This is a genomic window from Algoriphagus litoralis (genome assembly GCF_003259255.1).
Classification (GTDB): Bacteria; Bacteroidota; Bacteroidia; order Cytophagales; family Cyclobacteriaceae; genus Algoriphagus; species Algoriphagus litoralis.
In genome coordinates, this window is record NZ_QGOL01000012.1 from 199,609 (window position 1) to 223,176 (window position 23,568).

At 43.5% G+C, this 23,568-nt stretch carries 19 protein-coding genes; 15 read left to right on the forward strand and 4 right to left on the reverse strand.

Annotation, left to right across the window (positions count from 1 at the left end):
- Positions 1 to 1,350, reverse strand: coding sequence for a sensor histidine kinase (locus DK188_RS15335; RefSeq protein ID WP_111671711.1), 1,350 nt, complete (start codon positions 1,348 to 1,350; stop codon positions 1 to 3).
- Between the two features lie 135 nt (positions 1,351 to 1,485).
- Here DK188_RS15335 and DK188_RS15340 point away from each other — a divergent pair, with 135 nt between their 5' ends.
- Genes DK188_RS15340 through DK188_RS15350 form a run of 3 tightly spaced genes read left to right on the forward strand, consistent with a single transcriptional unit; the run spans position 1,486 to position 4,878 of the window.
- The gene (locus DK188_RS15340; protein WP_111671712.1) at positions 1,486 to 2,475 is read left to right on the forward strand and encodes a glycoside hydrolase family 5 protein; all 990 of its coding nucleotides are present in this window, start codon (positions 1,486 to 1,488) and stop codon (positions 2,473 to 2,475) included.
- Positions 2,476 to 2,488: 13 nt separating this feature from the next.
- On the forward strand, positions 2,489 to 3,262 hold the full coding sequence (locus DK188_RS15345) for a tRNA pseudouridine synthase A (protein ID WP_157963250.1): 774 nt from the start codon (positions 2,489 to 2,491) through the stop codon (positions 3,260 to 3,262).
- 56 nt (positions 3,263 to 3,318) lie between these two features.
- Positions 3,319 to 4,878 carry a sulfatase family protein gene (locus DK188_RS15350; protein ID WP_111671714.1) on the forward strand — a complete coding sequence of 520 codons (1,560 nt, stop codon included), beginning with the start codon at positions 3,319 to 3,321 and terminating at the stop codon, positions 4,876 to 4,878.
- Positions 4,879 to 4,956: 78 nt separating this feature from the next.
- Here DK188_RS15350 and DK188_RS15355 read toward each other — a convergent pair whose 3' ends face one another.
- Together DK188_RS15355 and DK188_RS15360 are read right to left on the reverse strand one after the other, a co-directional pair.
- Entirely contained in the window at positions 4,957 to 5,451 is a 495-nt protein-coding gene (locus tag DK188_RS15355) for a GNAT family N-acetyltransferase (RefSeq protein WP_111671715.1), read from the reverse strand.
- A 143-nt stretch (positions 5,452 to 5,594) separates the two neighbouring features.
- Complete coding sequence (locus DK188_RS15360) at positions 5,595 to 7,598, reverse strand: alpha-ketoacid dehydrogenase subunit alpha/beta (protein ID WP_111671716.1); 2,004 nt, start codon at positions 7,596 to 7,598, stop codon at positions 5,595 to 5,597.
- A 539-nt stretch (positions 7,599 to 8,137) separates the two neighbouring features.
- On the opposite strand from DK188_RS15360, the gene rimO reads away from it, so the two are divergent.
- The 7 genes from rimO to DK188_RS15400 all read left to right on the forward strand — a co-directional run bounded on the left by rimO (position 8,138) and on the right by DK188_RS15400 (position 18,010).
- Positions 8,138 to 9,451 carry a 30S ribosomal protein S12 methylthiotransferase RimO gene (gene rimO / locus DK188_RS15370; RefSeq protein WP_111671737.1) on the forward strand — a complete coding sequence of 438 codons (1,314 nt, stop codon included), beginning with the start codon at positions 8,138 to 8,140 and terminating at the stop codon, positions 9,449 to 9,451.
- A 198-nt stretch (positions 9,452 to 9,649) separates the two neighbouring features.
- Positions 9,650 to 11,017, forward strand: coding sequence for a toxin-antitoxin system YwqK family antitoxin (locus tag DK188_RS15375; protein WP_157963251.1), 1,368 nt, complete (start codon positions 9,650 to 9,652; stop codon positions 11,015 to 11,017).
- Between the two features lie 271 nt (positions 11,018 to 11,288).
- A complete protein-coding gene (locus DK188_RS15380) occupies positions 11,289 to 12,452 on the forward strand; it encodes a hypothetical protein (protein WP_111671719.1) in 1,164 nt (387 codons plus the stop codon).
- 176 nt (positions 12,453 to 12,628) lie between these two features.
- Positions 12,629 to 13,624 (forward strand): adenosine kinase, encoded by a 996-nt coding sequence (locus tag DK188_RS15385; protein ID WP_111671720.1) that lies wholly within the window; start codon positions 12,629 to 12,631, stop codon positions 13,622 to 13,624.
- 190 nt (positions 13,625 to 13,814) lie between these two features.
- On the forward strand, positions 13,815 to 15,146 hold the full coding sequence (locus DK188_RS15390; RefSeq protein ID WP_111671721.1) for a M16 family metallopeptidase: 1,332 nt from the start codon (positions 13,815 to 13,817) through the stop codon (positions 15,144 to 15,146).
- Positions 15,147 to 15,171: 25 nt separating this feature from the next.
- A complete protein-coding gene (locus tag DK188_RS15395) occupies positions 15,172 to 17,217 on the forward strand; it encodes a M16 family metallopeptidase (RefSeq protein ID WP_111671722.1) in 2,046 nt (681 codons plus the stop codon).
- Between the two features lie 64 nt (positions 17,218 to 17,281).
- Positions 17,282 to 18,010, forward strand: a complete 729-nt coding sequence (locus DK188_RS15400; protein WP_232825750.1) for a peptidase, M16 family protein — start codon at positions 17,282 to 17,284, stop codon at positions 18,008 to 18,010.
- Between the two features lie 50 nt (positions 18,011 to 18,060).
- Here DK188_RS15400 and DK188_RS15405 read toward each other — a convergent pair whose 3' ends face one another.
- The gene (locus DK188_RS15405) at positions 18,061 to 19,713 is read right to left on the reverse strand and encodes a M61 family metallopeptidase (protein WP_111671723.1); all 1,653 of its coding nucleotides are present in this window, start codon (positions 19,711 to 19,713) and stop codon (positions 18,061 to 18,063) included.
- A gap of 137 nt (positions 19,714 to 19,850) precedes the next feature.
- Here DK188_RS15405 and rpmH point away from each other — a divergent pair, with 137 nt between their 5' ends.
- From rpmH to DK188_RS15430, 5 genes are read left to right on the forward strand one after another with little or no spacing between them, the layout of a single operon-like run.
- Entirely contained in the window at positions 19,851 to 20,009 is a 159-nt protein-coding gene (gene rpmH / locus DK188_RS15410; RefSeq protein WP_111671724.1) for a 50S ribosomal protein L34, read from the forward strand.
- 47 nt (positions 20,010 to 20,056) lie between these two features.
- Entirely contained in the window at positions 20,057 to 20,437 is a 381-nt protein-coding gene (gene rnpA, locus DK188_RS15415) for a ribonuclease P protein component (protein ID WP_111671725.1), read from the forward strand.
- Positions 20,434 to 22,095: a S41 family peptidase gene (locus DK188_RS15420; protein WP_111671726.1), complete on the forward strand. Its 1,662-nt coding sequence runs from the start codon at positions 20,434 to 20,436 to the stop codon at positions 22,093 to 22,095. The genes rnpA and DK188_RS15420 overlap by 4 nt, the downstream gene beginning before the upstream one ends.
- A complete protein-coding gene (gene tsaB / locus DK188_RS15425; protein ID WP_111671727.1) occupies positions 22,095 to 22,784 on the forward strand; it encodes a tRNA (adenosine(37)-N6)-threonylcarbamoyltransferase complex dimerization subunit type 1 TsaB in 690 nt (229 codons plus the stop codon). The genes DK188_RS15420 and tsaB overlap by 1 nt, the downstream gene beginning before the upstream one ends.
- Positions 22,781 to 23,290 (forward strand): DUF2480 family protein, encoded by a 510-nt coding sequence (locus DK188_RS15430; RefSeq protein ID WP_111671728.1) that lies wholly within the window; start codon positions 22,781 to 22,783, stop codon positions 23,288 to 23,290. Before tsaB ends, DK188_RS15430 begins: the two co-directional genes overlap by 4 nt.
- Positions 23,291 to 23,568: the final 278 nt, after the last annotated feature.

The window sequence follows — 23,568 nt, forward strand, 5'->3', positions numbered from 1 at the left end:
TCAGTTCAGGATTTGAGGATTTTGCACTTGCTTAAACTCCAGTTTGAAAATCACGCCACCTTCCAGTTCGGTTTGGTATTTGAAGTATCCGCCCATTTGCTCAGTCATGCTTTTGGCAATCTGCAGACCGAGGCCCTGAGGTGCTGCAAAGCTCGAAGTAAATTCAAAAGAATCAATCGGCTTGAAGATTCGATTGAGTTCTGATGCAGGAATCCGTGCTGAAGGCGCTAAAAACTCGATCCGGATGTTTTCATCGACCGGAAGGCAGGTCACTTGAATCGACTCGTCAGGTTTAGACCAAATGATCAGGTAATTAAGGATATTTTCTACTACATTATTGAAGATGAGCAGGTCTGTGAGGAGGAAATACTGTGCCTCTTCTTTGTTGAGCTTGAGGTCTAATCCGTATTCGTCCAGTTTTGCTTTGATGCCTTTTTTGGTTTTTCGCAGACTAGCGTAGCAATTGACTGGCTGAAGGTTGATTTTGAGTGAAGTGTCTTGGTCTTCCTTAGCGAAGAGATTGTCTGCATAGCGAAGCAAGTCAATGCTGACATCCTGCAAAAGTTGGATGTAATTTTTCTCTTCTTCGTCCAACTTGTCTGTACTTAACTGCAAGAGTTGTGACAGGCCGATGATGTTGTTGATTTTATTTTTAAGGTCGTGACGAAGGATCTTTTCTTTCTGTTTTTCGATTTTATTGGCCTCTGTTAATTCACCGTATTTCAGGTTGAGATTTCGGATTTGATTGGCTTGCGTTTTCAAAAGATCCTCGCGCTTAAGTTCTTTTTCGAGGTTCATTTTGTAATTGCGCTTTCTGGCATCAGGGATAAATGAGGTAAGAAGCAGTATGGCCAAAAACGCATATCCTCCGAGCTGCAGTTGTGGATAAAATTTTTCCAAACCAAAATACCAAAGCAACAGGGCATAAATCAAACAGATTGTCAGCACTAGGATAAGCCCAAAGACTCCGCGCCAAAGAGCCAGATAGTTGAGCCCTCCGATTACAAGTGTCAAAATAACGAAGTATAACGTTACTAGTACCCCGTCAACCTGCTGGATAATTAGCAGACAATAGGCAGAAAACAGGGCGCTCAGCAGGATGACGAGCAGGTGTGGGGTTTTGGATTTTTTCTTCAGGAGTGCAAAGCCCAAAATCCCCAAAGCAAGTATTCCCGTTTTGAACAGAAAAGTCTGCTGCCAGAGATCTTTGAGAATAAAAAATTCCAGGATATACAATCCCAAAACAATGCTGATGATGCTCCAATAGATATAATTGGCCGCGTCCCAATTTTTTTTCAAATACGCATTTTCCAGAGCATTGGCAGGTATTGGGGTGGATTCTGAGTGCATGCCAGTCGGTTTGTGGTGAAGTAATAATCGTTAAAAATAGCGTTATTGGCTTAGGAATTGGTCCCTTTTTCGATGAATATGTTCAAATTCTTCTATAAAAATGCAGTTTTTGAAGTTAAGTAAATCTCCTGATTCATGCGGTTGACTATTCTATTGGTAATGGCTTTAACTATTCAATCTTTACTATTTGCTCAAATCCCCAACAATGGGATCAATTTGACTGGTATGGAACGAACATGGGATAAACCCAGCTTTCACAGCAAGGCGATTATTTCCCAGCTCAAAGAACTTCAGCGCTTTGGCTATACTTCGGTGCGACTACCACTTGCTGTCGATTACCTGTTACATACCGATCAGCGATTTCTTCGTGAGCTCCGCAAAGTAGTGCGGTATACTGAGTCTCAGGACTTGATTCTGATATTGGCCTATTTTGATCATCAGCTGGCTGAAGACCAACTCGACTTGAAAGTCTTAAAACTTCAGGAAAACTGGATAGCAATTTTGAAATCATTGGATGGAAATCTTTCCAATATTTACCTCGAACTCGTCAATGAACCTCAACTTAGCCCAAATACGTGGCATAGTGTGGTTCCGGATTTGGTAGAGTCGATCCGTAAGGTGAGTCCGAACATTCCGCTGATCCTAGGTGCTACTAATTTTAACAGCCTTTTCGAACTCAGCAGGATGAAGCCTTGGGACTTAGACCGAATCATCTATACTTTTCACTACTATGAGCCTTTCCTGTACACCCATCAGGGAACTGCATGGACCGGTCCCCAAAACAGTACAAAGGGCATTCCTTATCCCTTCGCAGCGGAGGCAATGCCTGTACTTTCTCCTCAGGCTCGAGGTACAGCTGGGGAGATCAATTACAGAGATTATGCTCTTACAGGCAACCGCATTGCCATGGAGGATAAGATCGGACAAATCTCCCAATGGGCAAAGCAGCACCAGGTGGTTCTGTGGTGTACTGAATTTGGAGTCACAGTCAATTCGGATCCTAAATCACGGCAGAATTATCTGCTCGACTTGAATCAAGTGCTGCAAAATCATGGAATCCCCGGATTTATCTGGGAATGGGAAGGTAATTTTGGAGTCAAAGAACTTAATTTGCCTCTACGTTGATTCCCCTTTGATCATGCTTTCTAGGCCCTTTTCCTATCTTTTTTCTTTATCATACTTTGGAGCCAGATTCAAGGGCTGGGCCAAGCAAAAAGGACAACCTACCCTCGAAGGAAAACTGGAGCGGGTATTTCGTTTTGTCCTAGGCCATGAGGATTTGAGGATGATAGGATCGAGTAGGACAGACTCAGGGGTGAGTTGTAGAGCTGGGTTTTTGCAGGTATTCGTGAAAGAAAAACTTGATTTTGAAGCCCTCTTGCCTTTACTCAATCAAAACCTAGGTGGTGAAATCAGACTAAATTCCGTTCAGGAAATCAGGCGGGATTTTAATCTGATCCAGTCAGTCAGTAAAAAAACCTACCGCTACTACTTCTCCGATTCTCCAGATTTCCATCCCTTTGCCTCGGCTTTTTTTACTTCCGTTTCGGGTGTCAATTCGGTAAAGCAAATGGAGCAAAATGCTGCCCTGTTTGTTGGCAAGCATGATTTCAAGGCTTTTTGTAAGATTTCAGGAGAAAAGACTGATTTCGTCCGTGAAGTGCTGGAGGCTAAAGTCTTTGAAAGCGACGCGTTTTCCTCGGATTTTGCTCCTTTAAAACTCCATTGCTTCGAAGTGACGGGTACTGGATTTCTTTATCACCAAGTACGGAAAATGATCCATGCAATCTGGTATTTTTCTCCAGATCAAATCAAAGAAAGACTTGACCACCCTGAGGCTGGTTGGGAACCTGTACCGACCGCCACGGCGAATGGCTTGGTACTTTGGGAGACCGTTTTGGCGGATTTCTGAGTTGAAATTGATATTCAGGAGAATAACTCCCATTTTGAAGTGCTAAATCCAAGTCTATGAAATTTCTGTTCTTCTCGAAGCCGTATTTTCTATTTTGGCTCGCATTGTTTTTCTTTTCTTGTGATTCCACTTCGAAAGTAAAAACAGCGCAAGACGCTTTTCCTCATATTCTGCTAATCTACCTCGATGACTTGGGCTATGGCGATGTCAGTGCCTATCGGTCTGGCACGCTTCAGACTCCAAATATGGATGTTTTGGCCAATGGAGGGGTGAGATTTACCAATGGGTACGCTTCCTCCGCTACCTGCACTCCCAGTCGCTATGCGCTGTTGACAGGGACCTATCCCTGGAGAAATCAAAATGCCAAAATCCTTCCGGGTACAGCACCCTTAATCATCGATACAGCTCAGATGACACTTCCAAAAATGCTCAGCGCTCAGGGGTATCAAACGGCAATTATCGGGAAATGGCACTTGGGTTTGGGAACCGGTTTTGTAGATTGGAATCAAGAAATCTCACCGAATCCAAATTATGTGGGATTTGACTATTCCCATATTTTGGCAGCTACTCAGGATCGGGTTCCGACGGTCTACATCGAAAATGGCCGTGTTGTCAATTTGGATCCAAATGACCCCATTCTGGTCGATTATGAGAATAATTTCGAAGGAGAACCCACGGGCCTAGATAATCCTGAGTTACTCACCATGAGGTGGCATCATGGGCATAACCATAGCATCGTGAATGGAATTCCTCGGATTGGTTTCATGAAAGGAGGGAAAAGCGCACGTTGGAGTGATGTGGATATGGCTGATCATTTTTTGGCAAAAGGGAAGGCCTTTATTCAGGAAAATGCAAGCTCTGATAAACCGTTTTTTCTCTTTTTCCCCATGCAGCAGCCCCATGTGCCGCGTACACCGCATCCCCGTTTCGAAGGAAAGTCGGGAATGGGGCCGAGGGGTGATGCCATTCTGGAGGCCGATTGGGTAATCGGAGAATTACTCAAAACGCTGGAAGAATCGGGCATTTTAGAAAATACCCTAATCATCTTTTCCAGCGACAATGGGCCAGTATTGAATGATGGCTATTACGATGACGCGGTGGAAAAATTGGGAGATCATACGCCAGCTGGGCCTTTGAGAGGAGGGAAATATTCCTTGTTTGAGGCGGGAACGAAAGTTCCATTCATCACCTATTGGAAAGGGAAAATCCAGCCTGGAGTTTCTGATGCGATGGTGACACAGATTGATTTGCTGAGTTCTTTGGCAGCTTTGGTAGGAAGTCAGGAAAAAGGTCCGGATAGTGAAAATTTGTTGAATGCGCTTTTGGGGAAGAGTACTAAAGGAAGAGAGTCTTTTATCTTGGAAGCTACCTCCCGAACAGCCCTTCGTGCTGGAGATTGGGCCATGATTCCGCCATACAAAGGGCCGGCAGTCCAAAATCAAGTCAATATTGAATTGGGAAATGCTGCGGACTATCAATTATACAACCTAAAAGCAGATCCAGGACAGCAAAACAACCTAGCTGCTTCTAATCCTGAAAAGCTGGAAGAAATGAAAAAAATCTATCAGGAAATCAGAGGTGGGGAAAGCAAAGTGGAGCAGCTGAAGCTGAAGTGAAATTTTTCTTTTTAGCTCACAGATGACTCAGATGTTCACAGATACTAATTTCCATCTGTGTTATCTGTGAGCAATCCCTCAAAGGTTTAGCTCCATCACCACATCATCCATCACGTAGCCGTTTCCGATGTCGATGACTTCTTTGTAAATCTCCTGAAAGCCCATTCTCAGGTAAAAATCAATGGCCTTCTGATTGTACTTGTTGACGTTGAGCAGGAGACTATTTTGGTCGGCTTTTTTAGTTTGGTCGGCTACTTCAAGGATCAAGGCTTTGCCCACGCCTTTTCCTTGAGCTGAGGGCAAGAGGTAGATTTTATGCAGCTTGGCTTTTGATTCTTGAGAATAATTCAATTCAAATCCCGCAAAACCAAGTTCTTCCCCATTTTCCTCAGCAAGCAAAAAGGTATGTCCTTTTTCCAGCTGAGATTCCAGCATGTCGAGCGAATACATCCAATTCAGCATATAGTCAATCTGCTCCGGACTCAGAATATTGGCGAAAGTCGATGGCCAAGTGCGGTGAGCGATGGACTGGACTTTGGGGAGTTCTTCTTTGGCTAGCTGTCTGATTTTCATTTACGATTTTTGATTTACGAGGTGTTGTGCAGAGTTGAGGTCAAATTTCGCATCAAAACCTAAAAGGCCTAAAAACTTTACCACCTTCCAACCTTACCACTTTTCAACCCAATTTTCTAAGCTTTCAATATTTCAATCAAGAATTAGAATTCGACAAGTTCCTTCAATTTGGTCTTGAATCGATCAACCGGCAAAAACTGCTTTTCCAAGTTGGGAGCAAAAGGCACCGGAGTATCCAAGCTTCCTTCCCGCATCACAGGAGCATCGAGGTCTTTGAAGCAATGCTCCGAAATCCAGGCGCAGATTTCTGAGCCGATTCCTCCCGTCAGGGTGTCTTCGTGGAGGCAAATCACCTTTCCGGTCTTTTTCACCGTGGTAACCACAGCTTCCTGATCCCATGGCAAGAGGGTTCTCAAGTCCAAAATGTCTGCGGAAATCCCGAGTTCCTCGACGGCCTTGATTGCCCAATGTACGCCCATTCCATAGGTGATGACGGAGACTTGGGTTCCTTCTCGTGCCAAAGCAGCTTTTCCGACTTCCACGGTATAATAACTATCAGTCACAGGTCCTGAGATGGAGCGGTAGAGCAATTTGTGCTCGAAATAGAGGTAGGGGTTGGGGTCCTCCAAAGCCGCGTTGAGGAGTCCTTTGGCATCGTGAGGATTGGAAGGATAGACGATTTTCAGGCCAGGAGTGTGGAAAAACCAGGCCTCATTGGACTGGGAGTGGAAGGGTCCTGCGGCTGTTCCTGCTCCAGTTGGCATTCGGATGACGACATCGGCTTGCTGTCCCCAGCGGTAGTGGATTTTAGCCAAGTTGTTCACGATTTGATTGAAACCCACGCTCACAAAGTCCGCAAACTGCATCTCTACCATGGCCTTGTAGCCTTTGATCGAGAGACCGAGTCCGGCACCGATAATGGCGCTTTCGCAAAGTGGGGTATTGCGGACCCGTTCGCCTCCGAATTGGGCTTTGAAGCCATCTGTAATTTTGAATACCCCACCATACTCTCCGATGTCCTGACCCATGAGGATCAGGTTGGGGTATTTTTCCATCGATTGACGCAGTCCGTCGCTGATGGCATCGATGAAGCGCTTTTCGGTACTTGGTCCCTCCGGAGCGATGACTACTTGGGAAAAAGGCGCATAGACATCTGCGAGTTCTTCTTCTAGATTAGGTGTGATAGCTTCTTCTGCAAAAGCGATTTCTAACCCCTCGTTGATTGCTGCTTTGACTTTTTGGTTGATTGCTTCTTTGGTTGATGGATCTAGCACACCAAGCGATTCCAAATAGGCTTCGTAATTGTCCACCGGATCAAGTTGAGCCCATTCTTCCATCAGATGCTTGGGCACATACTTCGTACCGGAAGCTTCTTCATGTCCCCGCATACGGAAAGTGATGGCTTCGACTAAAATTGGTCTTGGGTTTTCACGGATGTCTTCGGCCAGTCTAAGAATAGTATCGTAGACGTCCAAGACATTGTTTCCCTGCATCCGGACTGCTTCCATACCGTAGCCAGGGCCTTTTTCGGTGAAATACTTAAAGGCAAACTGTTCCTCACTTGGGGTCGAAAGCCCATACCCATTGTGCTCCACCACAAAAATCACCGGCAATTTCCAAACCGCCGCCACATTTAATCCTTCGTGAAAATCACCCTCCGAACTTGCCCCGTCACCGGAGAAAACAAGGGTCACTTTCTTTTCCTCAGAAAGCTTGTGGGCCAAGCCGATTCCATCTGCGATGGCTAATTGTGGCCCGAGGTGGGAGATCATTCCGACGATGTGGTGCTCGATGCTGCCAAAGTGAAAAGAACGGTCCCGACCTTTGGTGAAGCCTGATTTTTTTCCCTGAAACTGTGCAAACAACCGCTCCAAAGGCATGTCCCGACCTGTGAAAATCCCCAAGTTGCGGTGCATGGGCAGGATAAATTCATCCGCCGCCAAGGCATTTACTGCGCCAATCGAGATGGCTTCCTGACCCCATCCACTAAACCACTTGCTGATTCGACCCTGCCGTAGGAGGATTAGCATTTTCTCCTCGATTCGACGGGGCATGATCAGCGATTCGTAGAGTTTGAGGAGGGTTTGGTCGGAAAGATTTTTCCTGTCAAAAGTCAAGATTTGGGCATTTGGGGCAGTGAATTCCATACGATTCGATTTGGGAAACTAAGGTACTCTATACCCTGAAATCGGCAAAAGATTTTTGGATTGACAGGAGGTCAGAGGTTCCCACAGATAGACACAGAAAAAGTCACAGATTTACACTGATTTAAATTTTGGTGTTTGGGTAGTTAAAATCCGACGTCCGAAATCTAAAAAATCCGAGGCTTCGACTTCCCTCAGCCTGACAAATGTCCTCCCTTGCACGGTGCCCCGACTTTCGTCGAGGCAAAAAATAAATGCAAGGAGTTAAAAAGTATTTGCTGTACGCTGCGAAATTAGACAAACCATTTCCCCGAGTGCGATACCTCACGTTAAGGTTATTTTATCAAAGTGTTAAGTGGAGGCGATTTGAAAATTCTCAAATTGAAAGATTGGAAAATTCCGAGAAGACAAACGCTTATTTTCAGAAGAACGGGTTGTAGATCAGGCATTTTTCCAATTTTGTAATATTCCAATTTTTCAATCCCTAATTCGTTTCGCGGTTTTTTTGCCTACCTTTGCCCTCCCAAATCGAAGCGAAATCTGTGAAAGCGAGAACATTAAAGAAAGACAAAGTCAATATCATCACCATGGGTTGCTCCAAAAACCTGGTCGATTCCGAAGTCCTGCTGACCCAACTCAGAGGTAACGGCATCAATGCCAGTCATGAGTCCAACTCCGATGACAACAATATCATCATCATCAATACTTGTGGATTCATCGACAATGCCAAGCAGGAATCGATCGATACCATCCTCCAATATGTGGATGCTAAGGAGCAGGGTTTGGTGGATAAGGTGTACGTGACGGGCTGTCTTTCACAGCGCTACAAAGACGATTTGGAAAAAGAAATCCCACAGGTCGATGCATTTTTTGGAACCCGGGACTTGCCTGCTATTTTGAAGAAATTCAAAGCTGACTACAAGCATGAGTTGGTTGGAGAGCGTCTGTTGACTCACTCAGCACACTACGCCTACATGAAGATTTCCGAGGGTTGTGATCGACCTTGTTCCTTCTGTGCGATTCCGCTGATGCGGGGTGGGCATATCTCCCGACCGATTGAAGAATTGGTGAAGGAAGCCCAGCACAAAGCGGCAAATGGAACCAAAGAATTGCTACTAATCGCTCAGGATTCTACCTATTACGGTCTAGATATTTACAAAAAAAGAAACTTGGCCGAGCTCCTTCGCAACCTATCCGATGTGGAGGGAATCGACTGGATTCGTCTCCACTATGCCTACCCGACGGGTTTCCCGATGGATGTGATCGAGGTAATGAAAGAGCGTCCGAATATCTGTAAGTACTTGGACATTCCTTTGCAGCATGGTTCGACTGATGTCCTGAAGGCGATGCGCCGGGGCACAACTCGCGAAAAGCAGGAAGAACTTATCCACAGCATACGCGAGATGATCCCTGAGATTGCGATCCGGACAACCTTGATCGCTGGGCATCCGGGAGAGGGAGAAAAGGAATTCCAAGAGATGGTGGACTTTGTGGAGCGAATGAAGTTTGAGCGATTGGGTGTGTTTACTTATTCCCATGAGGAAAATACCCATGCATTTGGGATGGAGGACAAACTTTCTCAGGAAGAAAAGCAGGACCGCGCCAATCACCTGATGGAAGTACAGGAGCAAATCAGCTACGACCTGAATCAGGAGAAAATTGGTAAAACCTACAAAGTCCTGATCGATAAAAAAGAAGGAGGCCATTTCGTCGGCCGAACAGAATTTGACTCTGTAGAAGTGGACAATGAAGTGCTAATCGATGCTTCCAAGTTTTACTGCCGGGTGGGAGACTTTGTCCAGGCCAAGGTTTATGAAGCGACGGAGTTTGATTTGTATGCGACTGTTGAAAGTTAATGACATGCTGCTTCTCCAGAGGCAGCATTTTTTTTTTGATTGAATCCAGCTTCTGGATATGCAGGTAACTTGAGATTGAACCATAAATTATTTTTCTAACTAATCTAAAAATAATTAATCTAAACATTTAGGATTTATCTTCCGTTTTGCATGGGAGAAAAACACAAGGATTTTTATCCAACTAAATCTCTTAAAACTATGAAAACGTTCCTTGTCTTATTATTCGGACTGTTCTTGATTCAAGATCTTCCGGCAAGCGAAACCCAAGAGTACTTCTATTTTGGAAATACCAATCTGGTTGGAATAGGTCCAATTGAAGAAGGGAAGAAGTCCGGAACCTGGAAAATTTATAAGCGGGTAAATGAGCTCAATGCTCCTCAAGTAAGTTTGGATGCGGTAAGAGGTGTGGAGATAGCGGAGGAGTTTGATTTATCCGTTCCGGTTTTTCAGATTACGTTCAAAGACAATTTGCCTGACGGGTTGATGGAGGAGTTTTACCCAAATGGTCAAATCAAAAAATTGGTAAATTTTTCAAATGGCAAGCTTAACGGAGAGTTTTTTGAATTCAGCGAAGGTGGTGAAGTGCTGCTTTCTGGTCAATACCTAGATGATTTCAAAGAGGGGGATTGGAATTCCTATTACCGTGATGGGTCAAAAAAATCCGAATATTTCTACCTCAAAAATTTGCTTCAAGGCACTACTAAAAATTACTTCCCAAATGGAAATGTAGCCGAAACTATCCCATTTGAAGAGGGTAAACTTCAGGGCACCTATCAGTCTTTTTTTCCAAATGGTACCCTTCAAAAATCTGTAGAATTCGCAAATGACCGAGAAAACGGAGCTTACGAGCGATTCTATGAGGATGGTCAGCCAGAAATCATTGGAACTTTTGTCAAAGGGGAGCTTTCTGGCAACTGGGAAAACTACGACAATCTGGGTACCCTGATCAGCAAAGGAGCGTACCTAGCGGGTGTCCGTGTGGGGGACTGGAAAGAGCAAATCCGAGAGGTACAGGGATTTTACCGAGAGGGAGAATACAAGGATGGAAACAAAGAGGGAATTTGGAAGGTAGTCGATGAACAAGGGGTTGTATTTCAGGATGAGCAGTTTGTCGAAAATCGATTGGTAGCAATCAGCGAGTTTAGAACTGTGGATGGCAGAGTGCTGGATGCAGGGAAACTGGTCAATGGCACAGGAAAAAGACTTGTCTATGACCGAGAAGGAAATTTGCTGGAAAATGGGCGCTACGCTAAAGGAGTCCGAACTGGCGTTTGGTTGACCTATTATCCAAAAAGTACAGCAGTAGCTAGCTCGGGATCATATAATGCAGGTGAAAAGACAGGAACTTGGAGATACTTTGGTTTGAATGGAGAATCGCTTGGTGAGGAGATGTTTGATCAGAATAGTCCTTCAGTTTCCCGAGAAATAGATCCAATTCAAAAGCACCACTTAGCACGTCGCGACTTCAATAGAAATCTTGCCGCAGAGCCCACCAGTTCGAATGATATGCCATTTTTGGAGCGATTTCAGATGAGGACTTTTCAAAATTTGGAAACCAGGTACTGAAAGCGCTTTAGATAAATGGAAATGCTGCTTCTCCGGATGCAGCATTTTTTTTGCGCAGCTTTTCTGAAAGCAACACACTAGATGAAAATCATCCAGCTTCTGGAGAAGCAGGACAACGCAAGCACTTACTTTTTGCCCTTTCCCACCAATCGACTACTTTAGCCGACTAAAATCACCCGAATGAAATCGAGCACAACAAGAAAGTCAGACCTAGAGTTAAGTAAATCCTTGCGAGATTCCATGAGCAATTTGAAGAACAAATAATAATCTCATGAAGCTAATCGAAGTCACCACGCCTGCCCATCAGAAAGAGTTTATCGAAATGGCAGTGAGGCTTTATAAGAAGGAAAAAAACTGGATCCGACCAATCGATGCGGATATTGAGGGACTTTTTCATCCCGAGACCAATAAGCTTTTTCGAAATGGGGCCAAAGCCAAGCGATGGCTTCTTCAGGATGAAAAAGGATTGACCATCGGTCGGGTTGCAGCTTTTATCAATCCCAAAATGAAAGAAAAGCAACCAACTGGAGGAGTGGGATTCTTTGAGTGCATAGACAATCAAGACGCAGCTTTTCTAATTCTTGATACTGCAAAAGCCTGGCTCCAAAGTGAAGGAATGGAAGCGATGGATGGCCCGATCAACTTCGGTGAACGTGACAAATGGTGGGGCTTGTTGGTAGATGGTTTTTCTGAGCCGAACTACAATATGCCATGGAACTTTCCATACTACCAGAAGTTCTTCGAAAACTATGGCTTCCAGCTATACTTCAAGCAATACACCTATATGCGACCCGTTCAGGATCTCGGTTTTGACGAGAAAATGATCCAACGCGCCAACACCATCATGGCGAATCCGGAGTATTCTTTCCGGTACATCAAAGGGAAAGAACTTCAGGAAAAAGCGCCGGAGTACTTCATGACGGTGTATAACAAAGCCTGGGCCCGCCACATGGGCAAGTCAATTGCTTTGAAAGAAGCCCAATTGATGTTTGGAAAAATGAAGCCAATCATCGACCCACGCTTGATCTATTTCGCTTTCTTCAAAGGTGAACCTGTTGGATTTTTCATCCAAATCCCTGAAATCAACCAGATCTTCAAGCATGTCAACGGGAAGATGGATCTTATCGGTAAGGTCAAATTTCTATTTTACAAAACTTTCTTTCCGCCCAATAAAATGCTCGGGTTGGTCTTTGGCGTAGTGCCGGAGCATCAGGGTAAAGGAGTCGAGAGCGCCATGATCATCAGCTATGACAAGATGAGTGGCAAAGCTTCTTTTCCATACAAAACCATCGAGATGAACTGGATCGGCGACTTCAATCCAAAAATGATGCGGGTCTGTGAGCAACTGTTGGCGACGATTTACAAGACACATCATACCTACCGCTACCTGTTTGATCGGGAAAAGCCGTTTGAGCGACACCCTATTTTCGATTGACGAGTTACGAAGGACGATTTACGACACAAATTCGAACCTCAAACCTGATTCTCCCAATTGAGCTTGCCATGATTATTGTCGAATAGCGAACATCGAATTTCGAATAATGAAGTAAAGCCCAGCTTTCTGATTAATCTTCCAATTTTGAAATATTTCAATTTTACAATCCTTTATAAATGAAAAAATACGACGTAACAGGCATCGGAAATGCACTGGTAGATATTGAGTTCAAGGTGAAAGACAAGTTTTTTTTGGTCAATCAAGTCGAAAAAGGCCTGATGACTCTGGTAGACGAAGCCCGTCAAAATTCGCTGATGCAAGTCATCAATACCGAAGAGGCAAAAAAGCAAGCGGGAGGTTCTGCTGCCAACTCCGTGGTGGCGGTAAGCCAGTTTGGAGGGAAGTCCTACTATTGTTTTCGTGTAGCAGATGACGAGTTGGGACACTTTTACCTGAAGGATTTGCAGGATTCTGGGGTGGATTCGGCCTTGACCCAGTCAAATCTTCAGGAAGGCATTACGGGCAAATGTCTCGTGATGGTAACTGAAGATTCTGAGCGGACGATGAATACTTTCCTAGGCATCACACAGAATTTTTCTGTCACTGACCTTAATGAATCGGCGATTAAAGATTCCAAATACCTCTTCATCGAAGGATATTTGATCACTTCCGAAAACGGAAAAACTGCCATGAAGCATGCCAAGAAAGTAGCAGAAGAAAACGGCGTGAAAGTCGCTTTGACTTTTTCTGATCCTGCTATGGTGAAGTATTTTCGGGAGCCATTTGATGAAGTGATCGGAGCGAGTGTGGATTTGCTTTTTGCAAATGAAGAAGAAGCGATGCTTTTCACAGGTAAAGACAATCTCTCAGAGGCAAGGGAAGAACTGAAAAAAGTCGCCAAGCACTTTGTCATCACGCAAGGGAAAAATGGAGCAATGATTTTTGATGGAGATACCTTCATCGATATCGAGCCCTATCCTACTACGGCTATTGATTCCAATGGAGCGGGAGACATGTTTGCCGGTGCATTTTTATATGGCATCACCAATGGGCATTCGTACGCCTCCAGTGGAAAGTTGGCCTCGATGGCCAGTTCCAAAATTGTGAGTCAATTTGGACCGAGACTGCAATGGCATGAAGCCAAAGCGATCTTGGCAAGATTGAATCCTTAAGGAAAATTAACGAAGCGGGGAAATTTTATTTCCCCGCTTCGTTTATCTTCTTTTTCCTGCAATGGTGGATTATCTAACCTTTACCATACTAATTGCAGTTTACTTTGATGTAAGGCAAATTTCTTATTTGAACAAAACATTCTAAATTCCGACCAAGTTCTTAATTGAATACTAACCCAATCTTTTTACCATGAGAAAATTTACAACGTTAGGCCTGATACTCGGAGTGCTCAGCATACCGGCATTAGCCCAAAACAAAATTGAGTTCAAGGAATTCACCTTGGACAACGGGCTGCATGTGATCATGCACCAGGATAATACCACACCGATCGTGGTCACTTCGGTCTTGTACCATGTAGGTTCTAAAAATGAGAACCCAGAGCGTACAGGTTTTGCCCACTTCTTTGAGCATTTGATGTTTGAGGGCTCTGAGAATATCGACCGTGGTCAATACATGAATATCATTCAAAGCCGTGGAGGTACCCTTAACGCATACACCTCAAATGATATCACGTATTATTATGAGTTGCTTCCTTCCAATGAACTGGAATTGGCACTTTACATGGAAAGTGAGCGAATGCTCCATTCCAAAGTAGATATAACGGGTGTAGAAACTCAGCGTGAGGTTGTCAAAGAAGAAAGACGTCAACGTTATGAGAACCAGCCTTACGGCACAATTCTCCCTGAGACGCTGGTAAGAGCTTATCAGGTTCACCCGTATCGTTGGGCACCCATCGGATCGATGGATCACCTGAATGCTGCTACCATTGAAGAGTTTCAGCAGTTTTACAAAGATTTCTACGTGCCAAACAATGCGACCTTGACTATCGCAGGAGACATTGATTATGCTTCTACTGAAAAATTGGTGAGAAAGTATTTCTCCGAAATCCCAAAAGGAGTAAAAGAAATCTACCGTCCCAATGTAAAAGAGCCTAAGAAGACTGCGGAAATTCGTGACATCGTCTACGATAATATTCAGATTCCTGCGGTGATTCAGGCTTACAATCTACCTCCAAGAAACCACCCGGATTCTTATGCACTTTCGATGCTGTCCACGTATCTGACTGGGGGCAACTCTTCCCTCATGACGAAGGAATTGGTGGATAAACAGCAAAAAGCACTGGTAGTTGCGGCGATTCCACTGGAGCTTGAAGACGGGGGAGTTTTCCTGATGTATGGCATCACCAATATGGGCGTAGAGCCACAGGATCTCGAAGCAGAGGTGGACCGGTTGATCAAGCAGGTACAGGATCAGGGAATCAGCGATGAAGAATTTGAAAAGCTCAAAAACATTATGGAAAACAATATCGTGAGCGGTAACTCCACCATCGCAGGTATTGCTGAAAATCTTGCAGAAGCCAAAGTAATCTATGGGGACACCAATTACATAAACCAAGTCATGGAAGCATACTCGAAAGTCACCAAAGCGGATATTCAGCGGGTAGCCAAGGAATATATGGATCTGACTGGCCGTGTGGTATTGTACTATTTACCAAAATCTGCTCAACCTGCGACTGAGTAATTGTTTTACCTTAAAGAAAATAGACATGAAAAAAATAGCTATAGCATTCGTTTTTACGCTTTTGGCCACGCTGGGCTCTTATGCTCAAGTGGACAGAAGTAAGCTTCCTGATTCAGGTCCTGCTCCCGAGATTAAAATCGGAGAGGCTGAGACATTCACCTTGGATAATGGATTGAAAGTGTTTTTGGTTAAAAACACCAAACTTCCTCGCGTGTCATTCACACTGGTATTGGAAAGAGATCCAATTCTGCAAGGAGACAAAACCGGGATGACTGGATTCGTGGGTGAAATGATGATGGGTGGAACCAAAAACCGAACCAAGGATCAATTAGATCAAGAGATTGATTTCATCGGGGCGAGTTTGAGCGCCTCATCCACTTCTATGTTTGCTTCTTCTTTGAAAAAACATCAGGAAAAAATACTTGAATTGATGGCCGATGTGCTGTATAATCCGGTTTTTCCGCAGGAAGAGTTGGATAAATTGAAAAAGCAATCTCTGACAGGATTGGCTCAAAGCAAGGATAATCCAAATGCCATTTCCTCAAGATTGTCACGGACGGTCCTGTATGGTAAAAACCACCCATACGGAGAGATCGAAAGCGAAGAAACAATCAATAACATCACCGTAGAAGATGTGAAAGGCTATTACAATACTTATTTCAAGCCGAATATTGCCTATTTGGCAATCGTGGGAGATATGGATAAGTCAGAGGCGGAAAAAGTAGTTAAGCAATATTTCGGAAAATGGGCAAAGGGCAATGTGCCAACCTTTACTTATCCTATGCCTGAACGCGCTTCGAAGAGAGCTGTAGCCTTGGTAGACAGAAGTTCGTCTGTCCAGTCAGTGATCAATGTGACACAGCCTGTCGACATGAAAATCGGTGATCCAGACTACATCTCCAGCCGTTTGCTTAACCAGATTTTGGGTGGAGGTTCTGCCTCGAGACTGTTTATGAATCTCCGGGAGGACAAAGGCTATACCTATGGTGCTTACTCTTCCATCGGTGCAGACAAACTGGTAGCGACTATTTCCGCAAATGCTTCTGTAAGAACCGAAGTGACTGACTCTGCTGTATATGAGTTCATCTATGAGATCCAAAATCTGGTGGACAATGGCGTGACTGAGGAAGAATTGGCAAAAGCTAAGGCAGAACTTTCCGGAAGCTTTGGTAGATCTTTAGAGCAACCTGGTACGGTAGCCAACTTTGCTTTGAACATTGATCGTTATAATCTTCCAAAAGATTACTACGAGACTTATTTGAAGAAATTAAACGCGCTAACGGTAGCAGATATCAATGCCACCGCAAAGCGACTGATCGAGCCAGACAAATTCATCATCACTACAGTAGGCAATGGATCCGAAATCAAAGAAAAATTGGCGCAATTTGGTGAAGTCATTATGTATGACAACATGGGTTCACCAGCCAAAGAACTCGTGGCAGATGAAAACATGACTGCGGAAAAAGTTCTTGATACCTACCTCAAAGCAATCGGTGGAGTAGATCAAGTGAAAGCGATCAAAACTGCCAAAATCTCAATGGATGCAGTGGTGATGGGAACTCCATTGAATCTGTCTTTCATCTATGATTCCCAAAATGGACGCTATGGCCAGAAACTTTCCGTAGGAGGAAATGTAATGCAGAAGACTACGCTTGCAGATGGCAAAGGCTCCATGTCTGTGCAGGGTCAGTCAGTAGAATTGACTGAGGAGCAATTGGCAGAAGCCAAGTTGAACTCGTTCCTTTTCCCAGAGGCAGTTTATCAGGAAAATGGCTACACCTTGACATTCGACGGATTGAAAGATGTGGACGGCACACCTGCTTATAAAGTGATCATAGCTACAGCATCTGGAGCAAAATTGACCAACTATTATGCGCAGGAGTCTGGTTTGAAAATCAAATATGAGAACCCGGCATCCGGGGATACTTATTATTCAGATTACCAAGCTAAAGACGGAGTGCTCCTCCCGATGGCTTGGACGATTAAGTCCCCTGCTATTCCGGTTCCTTTGGAAGCGAAGGTCACGTCCATGGAGTTGAATGTACCTGTGACAGACGAGGACGTCAAATAAATTAAAAAGAGGAGTGCTACAACTCCTCTTTTACTTTTCTTTACATTACTTTAAATTATCTACTATGAAAATCAAATCACTTTTAGTGTCTGCGGCAATGATAGCTGCTTTTCAAAGCGACCTAATTGCAGAAAGAATTATCCGATCGGGAGATCCAATGGCAATGGTCATGAACGATCCAGCTACCATCATCGCCAATTATATCAAGGCTGTTGGCGGAGAGGAAAAAGTAAAAGCCATCAAGAATGCCAGCATGACTGCTGAGGCTAATTTTCAAGGCCAGGTCATTGAAATCAAGACAGTCGCTGACTCTGAAAATTCGAGAATGATGCAGTCCACCTCTGTGGGAGGCAACGAAATGCAAAAAACCTTATTGGTAGGTGGCAAAGGGCAAATGGTAATGATGGGTCAAGTGCAGGAACTTCCTGACGAAACGGCCGCATTGCTGAAGCCGCAGACCTATGTTTTCCCAGAGCAATTCTATGAAGAGATGGGTTTCAAATTGGAATTCCTCGGTACAGAAGAGGTGGATGGTCAACAAACCAATAAGTTGGGTATCACTGCTCCAAATGGCATGGTAACAAATGAATTCTATTCTGTCGAAACTGGGTTGAAATTAAAGACCAGTTCAGCAGCCACAGGAGACATCACGTATTCAGATTATCAGGAAGTGGATGGTGTGTTGTTTCCGATGATGTTGACGATCAAAAATCCGATGCTCCCAGTGGCATTGGAAGCGAAAATGATTTCTGTCAAATTCAATCAAACACTTTCTGATTCGGATTTTCAGTAAATAAAAGACATCATTTGATCTTGAGGCCTCCATTTTTATGGAGGCCTTTTTTAGTTCTTCCATTTGTTGGTAAGGGCATTTTCTTCTACCATGGAAAGTCGATAATCCGGAAAAAAGATGCCCTTTTCCTCTTTAGGTAAATACCTAATTTCTCTCTCTTCTCTTCGTAGCGCTAGTTCGGGGTAATCCGAATCCATGTTGAAATCGAAAGTCAGGATTTGGTCATTTTTCATTAAGAAAGAGTATGCTTTAGATTCTGGGTGGATCTGAATGATTTTATTTTCCTCATTGATTCGAATACCAAAGCGATGTAGGAGCCAATTTTCAGTCTCAATTTCCTCTAGCTCGATCCCCAAGCTGGCAAATTGAGTTTTCAAAAAAGGAAACAGATCCTTCTTTCCATAGATATAGGCAGAAAAGAACTCTTGGATCTCTGTTTTATCTTCAAATTTTTCAAAAACCACCTGATCAAATTCTTCCATTGTATACCCCACAAAGGGTTGTCCATACTGGAGCCACATCTCTTTCATCACCAGACTTAATGAGCTCCCGCCTTTCAACAGCAGAATATCCATGCAAAAGGAAAGTAAGGCTCCACGCGTGTAAATATTGACTTTGCGGTCAGGAATCCCCGCTACATATCCGTCCAACCAAAGATCATACGATGACTCAGCAATGGTATGGTTTTGCCAGCCGAAGCTTACTGATTCACGGGCAAGGATCTTTTCCAGATGTTTAAGATAGGTCGGAAGATCATAGACGCCCGACTTCAGCAAATACAAATCACCCATATAGGTGGTCACACCTTCCAAAAGCAGACCTGCCTTAGTATAGGTTTCTTTGGAAAAATCATAGGGTAATAGCTCCTTTGGCCGGATTCTGCACACATTCCAGGCATGGTAGAGTTCATGGCAGCTGACTCCCAGAAGTTCCTCCAGTTGATCCGGATCGGCCAAGCTCTCATCCGGGCCAAAAGTGATCACGGTACCTCTTCTGTGCTCTACACCATGATAGTGGCGATAGGTGAGAAGTTGGTAAATAAATTGATATTCTGACTCTGGGAATTCTCCGAAGTCTTGAATCAGCTTTTCTGAGAATGCCATAAAGGATTCAAGAAATTTGTCTTTGTCAAAGTGAATTTCACCTTTGATCCAAATGGTAAATTGTGTTTTACCTACGGAATAATTCCAGTGGGTTAGGCTTTTCGATGCCAGAACAGTGGAATCAGCCAACAGCTGAAAGTCTGTCGCCTTCCAAATGGAATTTGCAATTGGAATTAGCGTGCTGACCTGTAGGGGAAATTGGGGTAAATCTAGATTAACGGAAATTTCCTCATGACTTCTGCCACTTACTTCAAAACAACAGTTGACCAAATTCAAGTAAACTTGCTCGTCATTTACCCATGAGCTGCCAGCGTCCATTTTTCCACAATAATATTCATAGCAAATCCGGTAATCTCCCGCTTCATTAGCGTGAAACTCCCAACAGTCCTTACTGCTCTTCACTGCATCAATTGGCTTAGTGTGGGGATCGAAGATGCTTAGGTTCCGAAGATTTTGCGCAAAATTTGCCAACTGGTATCGACCTGCTCGCCATGCGGGCAATTGAAGTTTGACTGACCCGGATTCTTTTACATTCAGCTCTAATTCAAGCTGAACGAATTGAGAAACGGGATTTTTACATCGGATCGTGAAGCGAATCATAGAAAATAGTGGTTTGATAGCAACAAATGTAGAAGTCGGATTTGTATTTCAGAAAATGGTCCATATCTTTGCAATCCTTTTCAGGGTCAATGCCTGAATGGAAGATAAAGAACGCAACTAGTTAAAGATATTCGATCATGAAAAGAACATTCCAGCCTTCTCGAAGAAAAAGAAAGAACAAGCACGGCTTCAGAGAAAGAATGTCTACTGCCAACGGTAGAAGAGTAATCAAGGCAAGAAGAGCAAAAGGAAGACATAAGTTGACCGTATCTTCTGAAAAGACACTGAAGAAGTAATTCTTTGCATTGCTTTTCGTATGTTCACATACGACTAAAGTCCAGCGATGAATTTTAAACTTCCAAAGAACGAGCGGCTTCATGCCGAAAAACTAATCAAGGAACTTTTTAACGAAGGTTCCTCTTTTTTTTTGTACCCGTTCAAAGTACTTTTTATCCAAAAGAATGAGGTAAAACATCAACCTAATCAGGTGCTTTTCTCTGTTTCCAAGAAGAAAATCAAAAGAGCAACAGGCAGGAACTTCATCAAACGGAGACTGCGAGAAGCCTACCGGCTCAACAAACATCTGCTAGCTGCAGATGGAATTATTGTGGGCCTTATATTTGTTGGTAAGGCAGAAATGTCATTTGCAGAGATTCAGCCCAAGATGATTCAGGTTTTGGAAAAACTGAATCTGGATTTATCCCAAAAACCGTTTTCCCCATGATCCAAAAATTGAAGAAACCAATTGTTTTTATCCCCTTAGTTCTAGTTCTTTTCTTAGGCACGATTGCCTTTCAAGTGAAAAACGACAAGCTTTTTGCCTTGGCAAAGAACATTGACATCTTTGCGACTTTGGTCAGAGAGCTGGATTCGTATTATGTGGATGAGATCGACCCGGACAAATTGGTAACTATCGGGATCAATGCCATGCTCGAGGAGCTTGATCCATATACTGAATACATTCCAGAGGAAGAATCAGCAGACTTTCGGATGTTGACGACAGGTGAGTATGCTGGGATTGGAGCTCTGATAGGGAATCGCGGAGAGGGAAATATGATTCTCATGCCCTATACAGGTTTTCCTGCACAGTCCTCAGGATTGAGAATTGCTGATTTTATTTTAAAAGTTGACTCCATTGATGTTTCAAATAAGCCAACTGCAGAAGTTTCCGACCTTCTTAAAGGTCCGGCTAATACTTCATTGACTTTAAAAGTCCTTCGCGACAAGGATACACTGGATTTTTCTTTGATCAGAAAAAAGATCACATTGAAAAACGTGCCTTTTTATGGTAAAATCGACGATAAAACCGGGTATATCAAACTTTCGGACTTCACCACAAATGCCTCGACTGAGGTAAGAAATGCATTGGTTAATCTTAAAGCACAGGGTGCTGAAAAGTTGATTTTGGATCTAAGGGACAATCCCGGAGGGTTACTGAATGAGGCAGTGGAGATTGTTAACCTGTTTATTCCAAAAGGGAAGGAAGTAGTAAAGACACTCGGAAAGCTTCAAAATGTGAATTATACCTACAAGACCTCCAAGACGCCTATTGATAAGGATATTCCATTGGTCGTTTTGATCAATGAGCGTAGTGCCTCCGCTGCTGAGATCGTAGCAGGGGCACTTCAGGATTACGATCGAGCAGTACTAGTAGGACGAAAGTCGTTCGGAAAAGGTCTTGTGCAGACTACCATTCCGCTGACGTATAACGCTCAGGTAAAAGTGACTACTGCTAAATATTATATACCCAGTGGTCGATGTATCCAGGCGATAGATTACGCACAGACTAGAGAGAATGGTTCGGTTACTACCGTACCAGATTCTCTGAGAAAAGCTTTTAAAACAGCAAATGGAAGAATCGTAAAAGATGGAGCTGGGATTGAGCCAGATGATCTTGTAGAGGAAATTAGCTATGCACCCATATCGTATACCTTGGTAGCTGGTAATCATGTGTTTGATTTTGCTACCCAGTATTTTTACAAGCATCAGTCGATTTCAGATCCAATGACTTTTACTATTTCCGATTCAGATTACGAGGATTTCAAGAAGTTTTTGGAGGGGAAAGAATATGATTATACCACCTATGTAGAAAAATCGGTTCAAGACCTGGAGAAATATGCTGAGAAAGAAGCCTATTTTGAAGAAATAAAAACTCAGTTGGAAGCGATCAAATCCAAAGTCAATCACAGTAAAGAGAATGATTTGGACACCTATAAGGAGGAGGTTAAAAAAATCCTGAGTGAAGAAATTGTATCCCGATATTATTTCCAAGAAGGCATGATCGAAGCAGGCTTGGATCAAGATCCAGCGATAGAATTGGCAAAATCATACTTGTCTGATCCTGCGAAATCTTCCAAAGTTCTATCAGCTTCAATTAAGTAATGGGGAACATATTGTCTATTGAGACATCTACAGAGACTTGCTCTGTAGCAGTTCATAATTGTGGAGGCTTAATAGCTCTATCGGAGATTACTGAGCCCGGAGCACATGCAGAGCAATTGATGCAGTTAGTAGTGGATGTTTTGGAAAGGGCGGGAATGGGGTTTAATGACTTGAATGCCATTGCAGTTTCTGAAGGCCCTGGTTCTTATACTGGATTGCGCATAGGAGTTTCTACTGCAAAAGGCTTGGCTTTCGGGCTGAATTTGCCGCTAATTTCAGTCAATACGCTTCAAGCCTTGGCCAGTGCAGTTGTTTCTGAGTCAGATGCTCTAATTATTTCAGTTTTGGATGCCAGAAGGATGGAGATTTACCGGGAGGTCTTTCATGCTAAGCTGAATTCTGTTTCAAAGCTCGATTCAGAAGTTTTGGAACCGAATGCCTTTCAGAACTATTTGGAGAAAGGCCGGGTTTATTTTGTGGGCAATGCGCTCGAGAAACTTCAGAAAGTCGTTACCCATGAAAACGCAGAATTTGTATCAGACCTCTCTTTTTCAGCTGCCCATCTTGGTAAATTAGCCTGGGATAAATATAAGAACCATGATTTTGCCGACTTGGCTTACTTTGTTCCAAACTACCTCAAAGAGTTCAAAGCCTTACATTCAAAAAAGAATCCACTTCTTGAGCTATGAGTGAAATCATAAACAGAGTCACATCCAGTTCAATCGTTTCCTTAAACTTGGAAGAAATCTACCCCAAAGAAGCTCGGGTAAGTTTTGATCTAAAGACTTTTCTCTGGCAGGAGTTAATTCTTAAGGAGCAAGACTTTAGAAAGGCACTTAAGGAAGTGGACTGGGAGTCTTATCGGGATAAATGGGTGGCTGTGACATGCTCTGCTGACGCGATAGTTCCAACTTGGGCGTTCATGTTAGCGTGTACTTATTTGGATCCCGTAGCTAAGGGATATGCCGTGGGAGATTTGGATAGCTTGGAAATTATGATTTCGGAGCAAGTAATTTCTGGCTTTGATTTGGAGTCGTTTCGGGATCGTCCAGTTGTCATCAAGGGATGCAGTGATTTTCCGATTCCACTTTTTGCCTATGGAAGAATGATTTCTGCCCTTCAACCTGTGGCTAGATCTCTAATGTTTGGTGAGCCTTGCAGTACAGTGCCATTGTTTAAAAAATCAAAGTCCTGATTTTGAAAGGATAAAGATACTAATCCAAAAAGTTTCTGATTTTTGTTTTGCAAAGACTTGTGTAATCAAAAACACTCGGCTATGTTTGCACTCCCATTCGAGGATATGTCTCTGGGAATAGTTGAAATGAGCCTAAAGAGAGAAGAAAAAAAGTAGAAAATTTTCTTCTGGATATTGTAAAAACAAAACAAAATCCGATCTTTGCACTCGCATTTGGGACAAGGGTCTCGCAATTTCCGATAAAGATCGGAATAAAGTTCTTTGAAGTGTTGTAAGAG